Annotated in this window: 13 protein-coding genes; 12 read left to right on the plus strand and 1 reads right to left on the minus strand. The window is 72.5% G+C overall.

Annotated features, from left to right (window positions below):
- Positions 1–260: 260 nt before the first annotated feature.
- The 4 genes from MID12_RS32520 to nusB all read left to right on the plus strand — a co-directional run bounded on the left by MID12_RS32520 (position 261) and on the right by nusB (position 3,133).
- On the plus strand, positions 261–860 hold the full coding sequence (locus MID12_RS32520; RefSeq protein WP_411577082.1) for an AAA family ATPase: 600 nt from the start codon (positions 261–263) through the stop codon (positions 858–860).
- A 102-nt stretch (positions 861–962) separates the two neighbouring features.
- The gene (locus MID12_RS29120) at positions 963–2,078 is read left to right on the plus strand and encodes an aminopeptidase P family protein (protein ID WP_263171944.1); all 1,116 of its coding nucleotides are present in this window, start codon (positions 963–965) and stop codon (positions 2,076–2,078) included.
- Between the two features lie 48 nt (positions 2,079–2,126).
- Positions 2,127–2,693 carry an elongation factor P gene (efp, locus tag MID12_RS29125; protein ID WP_040255098.1) on the plus strand — a complete coding sequence of 189 codons (567 nt, stop codon included), beginning with the start codon at positions 2,127–2,129 and terminating at the stop codon, positions 2,691–2,693.
- Positions 2,694–2,695: 2 nt separating this feature from the next.
- Positions 2,696–3,133, plus strand: coding sequence for a transcription antitermination factor NusB (nusB, locus tag MID12_RS29130; RefSeq protein ID WP_040255099.1), 438 nt, complete (start codon positions 2,696–2,698; stop codon positions 3,131–3,133).
- A gap of 216 nt (positions 3,134–3,349) precedes the next feature.
- Here the strand turns inward: nusB and bldD are convergent, their stop codons facing one another.
- Positions 3,350–3,853, minus strand: coding sequence for a transcriptional regulator BldD (bldD, locus tag MID12_RS29135; RefSeq protein ID WP_040255100.1), 504 nt, complete (start codon positions 3,851–3,853; stop codon positions 3,350–3,352).
- Between the two features lie 243 nt (positions 3,854–4,096).
- Here bldD and pyrR point away from each other — a divergent pair, with 243 nt between their 5' ends.
- The 8 genes from pyrR to pyrF all read left to right on the plus strand — a co-directional run bounded on the left by pyrR (position 4,097) and on the right by pyrF (position 14,123).
- Complete coding sequence (gene pyrR, locus MID12_RS29140; RefSeq protein WP_040255101.1) at positions 4,097–4,717, plus strand: bifunctional pyr operon transcriptional regulator/uracil phosphoribosyltransferase PyrR; 621 nt, start codon at positions 4,097–4,099, stop codon at positions 4,715–4,717.
- 102 nt (positions 4,718–4,819) lie between these two features.
- A complete protein-coding gene (locus MID12_RS29145; protein ID WP_263171949.1) occupies positions 4,820–5,809 on the plus strand; it encodes an aspartate carbamoyltransferase catalytic subunit in 990 nt (329 codons plus the stop codon).
- A 5-nt stretch (positions 5,810–5,814) separates the two neighbouring features.
- The gene (locus MID12_RS29150; protein WP_263171951.1) at positions 5,815–7,101 is read left to right on the plus strand and encodes a dihydroorotase; all 1,287 of its coding nucleotides are present in this window, start codon (positions 5,815–5,817) and stop codon (positions 7,099–7,101) included.
- Positions 7,098–7,682 (plus strand): hypothetical protein, encoded by a 585-nt coding sequence (locus tag MID12_RS29155; protein ID WP_263171953.1) that lies wholly within the window; start codon positions 7,098–7,100, stop codon positions 7,680–7,682. The genes MID12_RS29150 and MID12_RS29155 overlap by 4 nt, the downstream gene beginning before the upstream one ends.
- Positions 7,679–8,821, plus strand: a complete 1,143-nt coding sequence (gene carA, locus MID12_RS29160; RefSeq protein WP_040255104.1) for a glutamine-hydrolyzing carbamoyl-phosphate synthase small subunit — start codon at positions 7,679–7,681, stop codon at positions 8,819–8,821. The genes MID12_RS29155 and carA overlap by 4 nt, the downstream gene beginning before the upstream one ends.
- Positions 8,814–12,122, plus strand: a complete 3,309-nt coding sequence (gene carB, locus MID12_RS29165; protein ID WP_263171956.1) for a carbamoyl-phosphate synthase large subunit — start codon at positions 8,814–8,816, stop codon at positions 12,120–12,122. The genes carA and carB overlap by 8 nt, the downstream gene beginning before the upstream one ends.
- Before the next feature lie 58 nt (positions 12,123–12,180).
- Positions 12,181–13,284, plus strand: a complete 1,104-nt coding sequence (locus MID12_RS29170) for a quinone-dependent dihydroorotate dehydrogenase (RefSeq protein WP_040255108.1) — start codon at positions 12,181–12,183, stop codon at positions 13,282–13,284.
- The gene (gene pyrF, locus MID12_RS29175) at positions 13,281–14,123 is read left to right on the plus strand and encodes an orotidine-5'-phosphate decarboxylase (protein ID WP_040255109.1); all 843 of its coding nucleotides are present in this window, start codon (positions 13,281–13,283) and stop codon (positions 14,121–14,123) included. The genes MID12_RS29170 and pyrF overlap by 4 nt, the downstream gene beginning before the upstream one ends.
- The last annotated feature ends 75 nt before the right edge of the window (positions 14,124–14,198 follow it).

Below are 14,198 nucleotides of genomic sequence, written 5' to 3' on the forward strand. Positions count from 1 at the left end.
GCCTCCGGCACCCGGAGCCGTGCCGCCCCCCGCGCCCGGCCCCGTGCCGCCCGTGCCGGGCGCCCCCGCGCCGGAGCCCCCGCGCCCCGCGGCGGCCGAACCCGCACCGCCCCCGGCACCCGCGCCGCCCCCGCCTCCAGCACCCGCGCCGCTCCCTCCCGCCCGCCGCCGCGCACCCCGCGCCCGCGCAGCCGCACGGCAGCCAGCCGCCGCCGGAGACCACCGGGCACATCCAGCTGCCGCCCGGCGCCCCGGTGGCCATGCCCACCCCGCCGCCCGCGGTCGACGCCTCCGGAGCCGCCGACGTCACCCTCGCCGTGCTGCTCATCGGCCCGGCCGGTGCCGGCAAGACCAGCGTGGCGAAGTTCTGGGCGGACCGGCGCCGGGTGCCCACCGCGCACATCAGCCTGGACGACGTACGCGAGTGGGTACGCTCGGGCTTCGCCGACCCGCAGACCGGGTGGAACGACAACTCCGAGGCGCAGTACCGGCTCGCGCGCCGCACCTGCGGATTCGCCGCCCGCAACTTCCTCGCCAACGGCATCTCCTGCATCCTCGACGACGCCGTCTTCCCGGACCGCCCGGTGATCGGCCTCGGCGGATGGAAGCGGCACGTGGGCCCGGGGCTGCTGCCGGTGGTCCTGCTGCCGGGCCTGGAGATCGTCCTGGAGCGCAACGCCCAGCGCAGCGGCAACCGCCGGCTCTCGGACGAGGAGGTCGCGGGCATCCACGGCCGGATGGCGGGCTGGTACGGCTCCGGGCTGCCGATCATCGACAACTCCCAGCTGGACGTCCCCGCCACCGCGCAGGCCCTCGACGAGGTCCTCGCCCGCGCCCTCACCAGCCCGCCCCAGTGGTGAGCCGCGGCCCGGGGGAGTAGCGGGCCACCGGGGCGCTCCCGGCTTCGTCCGGTCGGACGCGCCCGGAAAGCCGGGCGGGCGCCCCGCTCGTACGCTCGGTTCATGTCAGAGGTGTACGCCGCCCGCCGCGAGCGGCTGAGGGATCACTGCACGGCGACGGGCAGCGGAGCCGCCCTGGTCTCGCGCCCCGCCAACGTCCGCTATCTCGCGGGGGTGGCCCCGAGCGGCGCCGCGGTCCTGCTCGGCGGCAAGGAGGACGTGCTGCTGTGCCCCGAGGCCCTGGGCGCCCAGGGCGAGACGGGGCGGCCCGACGAGAGCCTGCGGCTGCACGTGCTCGCGGCGCCCGGCGCGGACTCTGCGGTCGCGGCGGCCGAACTCCTGGTCAGTGAAGGGGCGGACGGTGCCAGGTCGCTCGCCGTCGAGGAGGACCATCTGACGGTCGCCCGGCACCGCGCGCTCTCCCAGATCGCGCCCCGGCTCGGCCTCGCCGACCTCGGCGGCGCCGTCGAGCGGCTGCGCCTGGTCAAGGACGAGGAGGAGATCTCCTGTCTGCGCATCGCCGCCGAGATCGCCGACCAGGCGCTGAGCGAACTCCTGGAGTCGATCCTCGTCGGCCGCACCGAGCGGCACCTCGCCCTCGAACTGGAACGCCGCCTGGTCGACCACGGCGCCGAGGGCGCGGCCTTCCCGACCTCGGTGGGCACCGGCCCGCACTCGGGCATGCTCGCGCACCGGCCCACCGACCGCCGGGTCGAGGAGGGCGACTTCCTCTCCGTCTGCCTCGGCGCCTCCTACCGCGGCTACCGCTGCGAGGTCGGCCGCACCTTCGTCATCGGGACCTCGCCCGCGGACTGGCAGATCGAGCTGTACGAGGTGGTCTTCGCCGCCCAGCGGGCCGGCCGGGAGACCCTCGCCCCGGGCGCGGCCTGCCGCGATGTGGACCGGGTGACCCGCGGGGTGCTCGACTCCGCCGGGTATGCCGAGGGCCTCGCGCCGCGCACCGGACACGGGGTCGGACTCGAAATCGACGAGGACCCGCGGCTCGGCCCCGCGGCCATGGGTAAACTGGACGCTTGTGTGCCGGTCACCGTCGAACCGGGGGTCCACCTCCCGGGCCGGGGCGGGGTCCGGATCGATGACACGCTCGTCGTGCGCCCCGAGGCGGACGGCGGACCCGAGCTACTCACCATCACGACAAAGGAATTGCTCGCGCTCTGAGGCGGGGCCTTTGTCGTCCATCGCGTCAGTCCAGGAGATTCCGCAACCGTGGCTTCCACGAACGACCTCAAGAACGGCATGGTGCTCAAGCTCGACGGAGGCCAGCTCTGGTCCGTCGTCGAGTTCCAGCACGTCAAGCCCGGCAAGGGCCCGGCCTTCGTGCGCACCAAGCTCAAGAACGTGCTCTCCGGCAAGGTCGTCGACAAGACCTTCAACGCCGGCGTCAAGGTCGAGACGGCCACTGTCGACAAGCGCGACATGCAGTTCTCCTACATGGACGGCGACTACTTCGTCTTCATGGACATGGAGACCTACGACCAGCTGCACGTCGACCGCAAGTCCGTCGGCGACGCCGCCAACTTCCTGATCGAGGGCTTCACCGCCACCGTCGCGCAGCACGAGGGCGAGGTGCTCTTCGTCGAGCTGCCCGCCGCCGTCGAGCTCGTCATCCAGGAGACCGAGCCGGGCGTCCAGGGCGACCGCTCCACCGGTGGCACCAAGCCCGCCACCCTGGAGACCGGCCACCAGATCCAGGTGCCGCTCTTCATCACCACCGGCGAGAAGATCAAGGTCGACACCCGTTCGAGCGACTACCTCGGCCGGGTGAACAGCTAACCGTGGCTGCCCGCAATACGGCCCGCAAGCGCGCCTTCCAGATCCTCTTCGAGTCCGATCAGCGCGACACCGACGTCCTGACGGTGCTCGCCGACTGGATCCGGCACGCGCGCTCCGACACCCGGCAGCCGCCGGTCAGCGAGTACACCAGGGAGCTGGTCGCGGGCTACGCCGAGCGCGCCGCCCGCATCGACGAGCTGATCGCGCAGTACGCGGTCGGCTGGACGCTGGACCGGATGCCCGTCGTCGACCGCAACATCCTGCGGATCGGGGCGTACGAGCTGCTCTGGGTCGACGAGACCCCGGACGCCGTGGTGCTGGACGAGGCCGTGCAGCTCGCCAAGGAGTTCTCGACGGACGACTCGCCGTCCTTCGTCAACGGACTCCTCGGCCGGCTGAAGGAGCTCAAGCCCAGCCTGCGCCGGGACGAGGCGCACTAGGGGGCGTCTTCACCGTCCCGCACGGCGCCCACGGCGCCCGGCACGCACGCTCGCCGCACCGAGAGCACGCACCGGACACCGCGGACACCACACAGGACGGTGAAGCCCCCCAGCCGTTTCCGGTGCTCCCGCGGGTCTGCCCGGGGGAGCACCACAGACGAAGGGCGGGCCCGGAATTCCGGGCCCGCCCTTCGATGTGACGTTTCTTCCGAAAGGTCAGCTTTCGTCGTGGGTGGCGACCGCGCGGCGCGCGTCCGCGTCGAGCACGCCCCAGCTGATGAGCTGCTCGGTCAGCACCGAGGGGGACTGGTCGTAGATCACCGCGAGGGTGCGCAGATCGTCCTGGCGGATCGAGAGGACCTTGCCGTTGTAGTCGCCCCGCTGGGACTGGATGGTCGCCGCATAACGCTGGAGCGGGCCCGCCTTCTCCGGCGGTACGTGCGCGAGGCGCTCCAGGTCGAGGACCAGCTTCGGCGGCGGCTCGGCCGCGCCCCCGGGAGTGCCGCCGGGCAGCAGCTCCTGCACCGGGACCCCGTAGAAGTCCGCCAGCTCGGCAAGGCGCTGCACGGTGACCGCGCGGTCGCCGCGCTCGTAGGAGCCGACCACGACCGCCTTCCAGCGCCCCTGGGACTTCTCCTCGACACCATGGAGGGAAAGTCCTTGCTGGGTACGGATGGCGCGGAGCTTGGCCCCGAGCTGTTTGGCGTATTCGCTTGACATAAGGCTCCCCGGACGCAGTAACGACGTGCGGCTCCGCCGCGCGGCTGGTAACTCACTGTGAGGTTACGCAGCGTTACTTGGATGCGTCAAGCCGAACGGAGTCCGAGCGCCCCTTCCGAGGGAAGAGTGTGCCGGGGTGGACGGCCGGTGAGGAGAGAGCCGATCGCTGCTGGTAGGATGGCTGGCGCAATTTCGACGTCCTTTAACACCGTCCTGTGAGACGGAGAAGGAGGTCCGTTTCGTATGGACGCCCAGAGCAGTTCGCAGAGCAGTTCACCGCGCGGTGCGCAGCGCGCTTCCGCCCCCGATTCCGCCCGCCCCGTACTGGAGGGCCCGGACATCGCGCGGGTCCTCACCCGCATCGCCCACGAGATCGTCGAACGCGCCAAGGGCGCCGACGACGTGGTGCTCCTCGGCATCCCGACCCGCGGCGTCTTCCTCGCCCAGCGGCTCGGCGCCAAGCTCCAGGAGATCACCGGCGGGCAGATCCCGGTCGGTTCGCTGGACATCACCATGTACCGCGACGACCTGCGGATGCGCCCGCCGCGCGCGCTGGCCCGCACCGACATCCCCGCCGAGGGCATCGACGGCCGCCTGGTCGTCCTCGTCGACGACGTCCTCTTCTCCGGCCGCACCATCCGGGCCGCCCTCGACGCCCTGAACGACATCGGCCGCCCCCGCGCCGTGCAGCTCGCCGTCCTCGTCGACCGGGGCCACCGCGAACTGCCCATCCGCGCCGACTACGTGGGCAAGAACCTGCCCACCTCGCTGCGCGAGACGGTCAAGGTGCAGCTCGCCGAGGAGGACGGCCGCGACACGGTCCTGCTCGGCGCGACCGCCGCGGAAGAGACCGGCGAGCGCTGACGCGCCCCTCCCTGCGACGTACCGACTCCGACCGGTCCGCGCCGCGCACCCCTGCGCGGGGCATGCCGGAAAAATCCTGAACGTTCTTACGGAGCCCTCCCGATGATGCGTCACCTCATCTCGGCCGCCGACCTCACCAAGGACGACGCCGTCCGGATCCTCGACACCGCCGAGGAGATGGCCCGGGTCGCCGACCGGCCGATCAAGAAGCTGCCCACCCTGCGCGGCCGTACCGTCGTCAACCTCTTCTTCGAGGACTCGACCCGCACCCGGATCTCCTTCGAGGCCGCCGAGAAGCGGCTCTCCGCGGATGTCATCAACTTCAGCGCCAAGGGCTCCTCGGTCTCCAAGGGCGAGTCCCTGAAGGACACCGCGCAGACCCTGGAGGCGATGGGCGTGGACGCGGTCGTCATCCGGCACGGCGCCTCCGGGGCGCCCTTCCGGCTCGCGACCTCCGGCTGGATCGACGCCGCCGTGGTCAACGCGGGCGACGGCACCCACCAGCACCCCACCCAGGCCCTGCTCGACGCCTTCACCATGCGGCGCCGCCTGGTCGGCCGGGACACCGGGCTCGGCCAGGACCTCGCGGGCAAGCGGGTCACCCTGGTCGGCGACATCCTGCACAGCCGGGTCGCCCGCTCCAACGTCGACCTGCTGCACACCCTCGGCGCCGAGGTCACCCTCGTCGCCCCGCCGACCCTGCTGCCGGTCGGCGTCGGCAGCTGGCCCTGCGCGGTCTCCTACGACCTCGACCGGGTGCTGCCCGCGTCCGACGCCGTGATGATGCTGCGCGTCCAGCGCGAGCGCATGAACGCCGCCTTCTTCCCCACCGAGCGCGAGTACTCGCGGCGGTACGGGCTCGACGGCGAGCGCATGGCGCGGATGCCCGGGCACGCCATCGTGATGCACCCCGGGCCCATGGTCCGCGGCATGGAGATCACCGCCGAGGTCGCCGACTCCGAGCGCTGCACGGTCGTCGAGCAGGTCGCCAACGGGGTCTCCATCCGGATGGCCGTCCTCTACCTGCTGCTCGGCGGCCAGGACCAGACCGCCCAGCAGACCGCCCCCGCCCCCGCCACCGAGGAGAAGTGACCGACATGAGCAAGACCCTGATCCGAGGTGCGAAGGTGCTCGGCGGCGCCCCGCAGGACGTACTGATCGACGGCGAGAGGATCGAGGCCGTCGGCGAGGGGCTGAGCGCCGAGGGCGCCGAGGTGGTCGACGCCGCGGGCCGGGTGCTGCTGCCCGGGCTCGTCGACCTCCACACCCACCTGCGCGAGCCCGGCCGCGAGGACTCCGAGACCGTGCTCACCGGCACCAAGGCCGCGGCCGCCGGCGGCTTCACCGCGGTGCACGCCATGGCCAACACCTTCCCGGTCGCCGACACCGCGGGCGTCGTCGAGCAGGTCTGGCGGCTCGGCAAGGAGTCCGGCTACTGCGATGTGCAGCCCGTCGGCGCCGTCACCGTCGGCCTGGAGGGCAGGCAGCTCGCCGAGCTGGGCGCCATGCACGACTCGGCGGCCGGGGTGGTCGTCTTCTCCGACGACGGCAAGTGCGTGGACGACGCGGTCATCATGCGGCGCGCCCTGGAGTACGTGAAGGCCTTCGACGGCGTCGTCGCCCAGCACGCCCAGGAGCCCCGGCTCACCGAGGGCGCCCAGATGAACGAGGGCGTCGTCTCGGCCGAACTCGGGCTCGGCGGCTGGCCCGCGGTCGCCGAGGAGTCGATCATCGCCCGCGACGTACTGCTCGCCGCGCACGTCGGCTCCCGGGTGCACATATGCCATCTGTCCACCGCGGGCTCGGTGGAGATCGTGCGCTGGGCCAAGTCCAAGGGCTGGAACGTCACCGCCGAGGTCACCCCGCACCACCTGCTGCTCACCGACGAACTGGTCCGCAGCTACGACCCCGTCTACAAGGTCAACCCGCCGCTGCGCACCGAGCGGGACGTGCGCGCCCTGCGCGAGGCCCTCGCCGACGGCACCATCGACTGCGTGGCCACCGATCACGCCCCGCACCCGCACGAGGACAAGGACTGCGAGTGGGCCGCCGCCGCCATGGGCATGGTCGGCCTGGAGACCGCGCTCTCCGTGGTCCAGCACACGATGGTCGACACCGGGCTGCTCGACTGGGCCCAGCTCGCCGAGCGGATGTCCTTCCGCCCCGCCGCCATCGGCCGCCTGACCGGCCAGGGACGCCCCGTCTCACCCGGCGAGCCAGCCAACCTCACGCTGGTCGATCCGGCTTACCGTGGAGCGGTGGACCCCGCGGGCTTCGCCTCCCGCAGCCGCAACACCCCCTACGAGGGCCGTGAGCTGCCGGGTCGCGTCACGCACACCTGGCTGCGGGGCCGGGCCACAGTCGCAGACGGGAAACTCGTGTGATCCATCAGCTCTACTCCCTCGCCGCCGAGCAGAAGTCGGCGGAGGTCACCGACTGGGCCCCACGGATCGGCTGGCTCGTGGGCCTCGCGGTGTTCGTCGCCTTCCTCTACTGGCTGATGCGCCAGGGCTGGAAGTGGCGCGGCACCCTGCAGAGCGACCTGCCCCCGCTGCCGGCCGCCCCCGAGGAGCCCGGCGAGGCGCTGCTCACCGCGAGCGGCCGCTACCACGGCTCGACCACCGCCGGGCTCTGGCTGGACCGCATCGTCGCGCACGGCCTGGGCACCCGGAGCCGGGCGGAGCTGACCCTCACCGCCGAGGGGCTGCACGTGCGCCGACCGGGCGCCGCCGACTTCTTCGTACCGCGCGGGCGGCTGCGCGGGGCCCGGCTCGACAAGGGCATCGCGGGCAAGGTCCTCACCGAGGGCGGCCTGCTGATCGTCACCTGGCGGCACGGCGAGCGGGAGATCGACTCCGGCTTCCGGCTCGACCGCTCCGCCGCCCAGGCCGACTGGGTCACCGCCGTCACCACCCTGGCCACCACCGACACCACCCCGTACCTCACGGAAGGCGCCACACCATGAGCACCCCCGCCAGGGAGACCGCGAAGGTCCCCGCAGTCCTCGTCCTGGAGGACGGCCGCACCTTCCGTGGCCGCGCCTACGGGGCCGTGGGGGAGACCTTCGGCGAAGCGGTCTTCTCCACCGGCATGACCGGCTACCAGGAGACCCTCACCGACCCCTCGTACCACCGCCAGATCGTGGTGATGACCGCCCCGCACGTCGGCAACACCGGCGTCAACGACGAGGACCCGGAGTCCGGGCGGATCTGGGTCTCCGGCTATGTCGTCCGCGACCCCGCCCGCAAGCCCTCCAACTGGCGCTCCCGGCGCACACTCGACGAGGAGCTGGCCGCGCAGGGCGTCGTCGGCATCAGCGGCGTGGACACCCGCGCCCTCACCCGCCACCTGCGCGAGCGCGGCGCCATGCGGGTCGGCATCTTCTCCGGCAACGCGCTGCCCGACGAGGGCACCATGCTGGCCGAGGTCCGCCAGGCACCCGAGATGACGGGCGCCGACCTCGCCGCCGAGGTCGCCACCGCGGAGGCCTACACGGTCCCGGCGCACGGCACCCGCAGGTTCACCGTCGCCGCCGTCGACCTCGGCATCAAGGGCATGACCCCGTACCGGATGGCCGAGCGCGGCATAGAGGTGCGCGTGCTGCCCGCCACCGCGAGCCTGGAGGAGCTGTACGCCGCCGGGCCCGACGGGGTCTTCTTCTCCAACGGCCCCGGCGACCCCGCCACCGCCGAGCACCCGGTCGCCCTGATGCGCGGCGTCCTGGAGCGCGGCACCCCGCTGTTCGGCATCTGCTTCGGCAACCAGATCCTCGGCCGCGCCCTCGGGCTCGGCACCTTCAAGCTCAAGTACGGCCACCGGGGCATCAACCAGCCCGTCCAGGACCGCACCACCGGCAAGGTCGAGGTCACCGCGCACAACCACGGATTCGCCGTCGACGCCCCCCTCGACGGTCCCTTCGACACCCCCTTCGGCCGCGCAGAGGTCTCGCACGTCTGCCTCAACGACGAGGTGGTGGAGGGGCTCCGGCTCCTCGACCGGCCGGCCTTCAGCGTCCAGTACCACCCCGAGGCGGCAGCGGGTCCGCACGACGCCGCGTACCTGTTCGACCGCTTCGTTTCCCTGATGGAGGCCTCGCGTGCCTAAGCGCACCGATATCCAGTCCGTCCTGGTGATCGGCTCCGGCCCGATCGTGATCGGCCAGGCGGCCGAGTTCGACTACTCCGGCACCCAGGCCTGCCGCGTCCTGAAGTCCGAGGGCCTGCGGGTCGTCCTGGTCAACTCCAACCCGGCGACGATCATGACCGACCCGGAGATCGCGGACGCCACCTACGTCGAGCCGATCACCCCGGAGTTCGTCGAGAAGATCATCGCCAAGGAGCGCCCGGACGCCCTGCTGCCCACCCTCGGCGGCCAGACCGCGCTGAACACCGCGATCTCCCTGCACGGCAACGGCACCCTCGACAAGTACGGCGTCGAGCTGATCGGCGCCAATGTCGAGGCGATCAACAAGGGCGAGGACCGCGACCTGTTCAAGGAGGTCGTCGAGGCCGTCCGCGGCAAGATCGGGCACGGCGAGTCCGCCCGCTCGGTGATCTGCCACTCCATGGACGAGGTCCTCGCGGGCGTCGACCACCTCGGCGGCTACCCCGTGGTCGTCCGCCCCTCCTTCACCATGGGCGGCGCCGGCTCCGGCTTCGCGCACGACGAGGAGGAGCTGCGCCGCATCGCCGGCCAGGGCCTGACCCTCTCGCCGACCACCGAGGTGCTCCTGGAGGAGTCCATCCTCGGCTGGAAGGAGTACGAGCTGGAGCTGATGCGCGACAAGCACGACAACGTCGTGGTCGTCTGCTCCATCGAGAACTTCGACCCGATGGGCGTGCACACCGGCGACTCGATCACCGTCGCCCCCTCGATGACGCTGACCGACCGCGAGTACCAGATCCTGCGCGACATCGGCATCGCGGTGATCCGCGAGGTCGGCGTCGACACCGGCGGCTGCAACATCCAGTTCGCGGTCAACCCGGAGGACGGCCGGGTCATCGTCATCGAGATGAACCCCCGGGTCTCCCGCTCCTCCGCGCTCGCCTCCAAGGCGACCGGCTTCCCGATCGCGAAGATCGCCGCCAAGCTCGCCGTCGGCTACACCCTCGACGAGATCCCCAACGACATCACCGAGCAGACCCCGGCCTCCTTCGAGCCGACCCTCGACTACGTGGTCGTCAAGGCCCCCCGCTTCGCCTTCGAGAAGTTCCCGCAGGCCGACTCCACCCTCACCACCACCATGAAGTCGGTGGGCGAGGCCATGGCGATCGGCCGGAACTTCACCGAGGCCCTGCAGAAGGCGCTGCGCTCCCTGGAGAAGGCGGGCTCGCAGTTCGCCTTCACCGGCGACCCCGGCGAGAAGGCGGACCTCCTGCGCGAGGCGGTGCGCCCCACCGACGGCCGGATCAACGCCGTCATGCAGGCCATCCGGGCGGGCGCCACCCCCGAGGAGGTCTTCGAGGCCACCAAGATCGACCCCTGGTTCGTCGACCAGCTCTTCCTCCTCAAGGAGATCGCCGACGAGCTGGCCGCCGCGGACGAGCTCGGCCCCGAACTCCTCGCCGAGGCCAAGCGGCACGGCTTCTCCGACGCGCAGATCGCCGGCATCCGCGGGCTGCGCGAGGACGTCGTCCGCGAGGTCCGGCACGTCCTCGGCATCCGCCCGGTCTACAAGACCGTGGACACCTGCGCCGCCGAGTTCGCCGCGAAGACCCCGTACTTCTACTCCTCCTACGACGAGGAGAGCGAGGTCGCCCCGCGCGAGCGGCCCGCGGTGATCATCCTCGGCTCGGGCCCCAACCGCATCGGCCAGGGAATCGAGTTCGACTACTCCTGTGTGCACGCCTCCTTCGCGCTGAGCGAGGCGGGCTACGAGACCGTCATGGTCAACTGCAACCCGGAGACCGTCTCCACCGACTACGACACCTCCGACCGGCTCTACTTCGAGCCGCTCACCCTGGAGGACGTACTGGAGATCGTGCACGCCGAGTCGCTGGCCGGACCGCTCGCCGGGGTCGTCGTCCAGCTCGGCGGGCAGACCCCGCTCGGCCTGTCCCAGGCGCTCAAGGACAACGGCGTCCCGGTCGTCGGCACCCCGCCGGAGGCCATCCACGCCGCCGAGGACCGCGGCGCCTTCGGCCAGGTCCTCGCCGAGGCCGGACTGCCCGCGCCCAAGCACGGCACCGCCACCACCTTCGCCGAGGCCAAGGCCATCGCCGACGAGATCGGCTACCCGGTCCTGGTGCGCCCCTCCTACGTCCTCGGCGGGCGCGGCATGGAGATCGTCTACGAGGAGGCCCGGCTCTCCGCGTACATCGCCGAGTCCACCGAGATCAGCCCGAGCCGCCCGGTCCTGGTCGACCGCTTCCTCGACGACGCCATCGAGATCGACGTGGACGCCCTCTACGACGGCACCGAGCTCTACCTCGGCGGCGTCATGGAGCACATCGAGGAGGCCGGGATCCACTCCGGCGACTCGGCCTGCGCGCTGCCCCCGATCACCCTCGGCGGCTTCGACGTGAAGCGGCTGCGCGCCTCCACCGAGGCCATCGCCAAGGGCGTCGGGGTGCGCGGACTGATCAACATCCAGTTCGCCATGGCCGGGGACATCCTCTACGTCCTGGAGGCCAACCCGCGCGCCTCGCGCACCGTCCCCTTCACCTCGAAGGCCACCGCGGTGCCGCTGGCCAAGGCCGCCGCCCGGATCTCGCTCGGCGCCACCATCGCCGAACTGCGCGCCGAGGGCCTGCTCCCGAGGAGCGGCGACGGCGGCACCCTGCCGCTCGACGCGCCGATCTCGGTGAAGGAGGCCGTGATGCCCTGGTCGCGCTTCCGCGACGTCCGCGGCCGCGGTGTGGACACCGTGCTCGGCCCGGAGATGCGCTCCACCGGCGAGGTCATGGGCATCGACTCCGTCTTCGGCACCGCCTACGCCAAGTCGCAGGCCGCCGCCTACGGTCCGCTGCCCACCAAGGGCCGCGCCTTCATCTCGGTCGCCAACCGGGACAAGCGCTCGATGATCTTCCCCGCGCGGGAGCTGGTCGCCCACGGCTTCGAGCTCTGCGCCACCTCCGGCACCGCCGAGGTCCTCAAGCGCAACGGCATCCACGCCAAGGTGGTGCGCAAGCACTCCGAGGGCGAGGGCCCCAACGGCGAGAAGACCATCGTCCAGCTCATCCACGACGGCGAGGTCGACCTCATCGTCAACACCCCCTACGGAACCGGCGGCCGCCTCGACGGCTACGACATCCGTACCGCCGCGGTCGCCCGCTCGGTGCCCTGCCTGACCACGGTCCAGGCGCTCGCGGCCACCGTCCAGGGCATCGACGCGCTCAACCAGGGCGACGTCGGAGTGCGCTCCCTCCAGGAACACGCGGAGCACCTGACCGCGACCCGCGACTAGCACCCGAGAGAGGGGGACACCGAACCGGTGTCCCCCTCTTCATGAGGACACCACCACCATGTACGCACTCTTCTTCCGGCTCGTCTTCCGGCGGATGGACCCCGAGGCCGCCCACCACCTGGCCTTCGGCTGGATCCGCCGCGCGGCCCGCGTCCCCGTCCTGCGCACCTTCCTCGCCGCCCTCCTCGCCCCCCGCTTCGAGGAACTGCGCACCGAGGCCCTCGGCCTGCGCATGCACGGCCCCTTCGGGCTCGCCGCCGGCTTCGACAAGAACGCGGTCGCCGTCGACGGCATGGCCATGCTCGGCTTCGACCACATCGAGATCGGCACCGTCACCGGCGAGCCGCAGCCCGGCAACCCGCGGCAGCGCCTCTTCCGGCTGACCGCCGACCGCGCGCTGATCAACCGGATGGGCTTCAACAACGAGGGCTCCGCCGCGGTCGCCGCCCGCCTCGCCGCCCGCAGGCCCGCCTTCCGGGCCGTCGTCGGCGTCAACATCGGCAAGACCAAGGCGGTCCCCGAGGCGGAGGCCGCCGCCGACTACGTGAAGTCCGCCGAGCGGCTCGCCCCGCACGCCGACTACCTGGTGGTCAACGTCAGCTCCCCGAACACCCCGGGCCTGCGCGACCTCCAGGCCGTGGAGCACCTCAGGCCGCTGCTGACCGCGGTGCGCGGGGCGGCGGACCGGGCGGTCGGGCACCGCCGGGTACCGCTGCTCGTCAAGATCGCGCCCGACCTCGCGGACGAGGACATCGACGCGGTGGCCGACCTCGCCCTCGAACTCGGTCTGGACGGCATCATCGCCACCAACACCACCATCGGCCGCGCGGGCCTCAGCTCGCCCGAGGAGCTGACCGCCGAGACCGGCGGACTGTCCGGCGCCCCTCTCAAGGAGCGCTCCCTGGAGGTCCTGCGCCGCCTGTACACCCGGACCGGCGGGCGCCTCACCCTGATCGGGGTCGGCGGCATCGAGACCGGCGAGGACGCCTGGCAGCGCATCCTCGCCGGGGCCAGCCTGGTCCAGGGCTACAGCGCCTTCGTCTACCAGGGCCCCTTCTGGTCCCGCGCCCTGCACAAGCAACTCGCCGCCCGGCTGCGCGCCAGCGGCCACGCCACCCTCGCCGACGCCGTCGGTGCCGACACCCGGAAGGCCCGTACATGAGCCCGCTCGCACCCTTCGGCACCCGGCTCCGGGCGGCCATGGACACCCGCGGCCCGCTCTGCGTCGGCATCGACCCGCACGCCTCGCTCCTCACGGACTGGGGCCTCGGCGACGACATCGCAGGGCTTGAGCGCTTCACGTACACCGTCGTCGAGGCCCTCGCCGACCGGGTGGCCGTGTTCAAGCCGCAGTCGGCCTTCTTCGAGCGCTTCGGCTCGCGCGGCATCGCGGTCCTGGAGACGGCGGTGGCCCGCTCCCGGGAGGCAGGCGCCCTGGTCCTGATGGACGCCAAGCGCGGCGACATCGGCTCCACCATGACCGCCTACGCCGAGACCTATCTGCGCCCCGGCGCCCCGCTCTTCTCGGACGCGGTGACCCTCTCCCCGTACCTGGGCTTCGGCTCGCTGCGGCCCGCCCTGGACCTGGCCGCCGCGCACGGCACCGGCGTCTTCGTCCTCGGCCTCACCTCCAATCCGGAGGGCGCCGAGGTGCAGCGGGCCCGCGCCGCGGACGGCGGCAGTGTGGCCGCGCTGATGCTGCGGCAGATCGCCGCCGAGAACGCGGGCGCCCGGCCGCTCGGCTCGGTCGGCGCGGTCATCGGCGCCACCCTCGCCGAAGCGGGAGAGGACCTCGCGGTCAACGGCCCCCTCCTCGCCCCCGGCATCGGCGCCCAGGGCGCGACCCCGGCGGACCTGCCCCGGCTCTTCGCGGGCGCGGCGGACCGGGTGCTGCCCGCCGTCAGCCGCGCGGTGCTCGGCGCGGGCCCGGACCCGGCGGGGCTGCGCGCCGCCGCCGACCGGTACGCGGACGAGATCCGGGCGGCCCTCGGCCCGGCCTGAACCGGCGGCCCCGGCCGTGGCGGCAGCCGCCGCGGCCGGGCCGGTCGGGGCGTGCTCCGGCGCGCTCGGGGACGC

Source organism: Streptomyces sp. SCSIO ZS0520 (assembly GCF_025643355.1).
Classification (GTDB): Bacteria; Actinomycetota; Actinomycetes; order Streptomycetales; family Streptomycetaceae; genus Streptomyces; species Streptomyces physcomitrii.

Excerpts from the sequence above, each read along its gene's own strand:
- MID12_RS32520 (WP_411577082.1), top strand. The coding sequence starts at position 261 with ATGCCCACCCCGCCGCCCGCGGTCGACGCCTCCGGAGCCGCCGACGTC.
- MID12_RS29120 (WP_263171944.1), top strand. The coding sequence starts at position 963 with ATGTCAGAGGTGTACGCCGCCCGCCGCGAGCGGCTGAGGGATCACTGC.
- bldD (WP_040255100.1), bottom strand. The coding sequence starts at position 3,853 with ATGTCAAGCGAATACGCCAAACAGCTCGGGGCCAAGCTCCGCGCCATC.
- pyrR (WP_040255101.1), top strand. The coding sequence starts at position 4,097 with ATGGACGCCCAGAGCAGTTCGCAGAGCAGTTCACCGCGCGGTGCGCAG.
- MID12_RS29145 (WP_263171949.1), top strand. The coding sequence starts at position 4,820 with ATGATGCGTCACCTCATCTCGGCCGCCGACCTCACCAAGGACGACGCC.
- MID12_RS29150 (WP_263171951.1), top strand. The coding sequence starts at position 5,815 with ATGAGCAAGACCCTGATCCGAGGTGCGAAGGTGCTCGGCGGCGCCCCG.
- carA (WP_040255104.1), top strand. The coding sequence starts at position 7,679 with ATGAGCACCCCCGCCAGGGAGACCGCGAAGGTCCCCGCAGTCCTCGTC.
- MID12_RS29170 (WP_040255108.1), top strand. The coding sequence starts at position 12,181 with ATGTACGCACTCTTCTTCCGGCTCGTCTTCCGGCGGATGGACCCCGAG.
- pyrF (WP_040255109.1), top strand. The coding sequence starts at position 13,281 with ATGAGCCCGCTCGCACCCTTCGGCACCCGGCTCCGGGCGGCCATGGAC.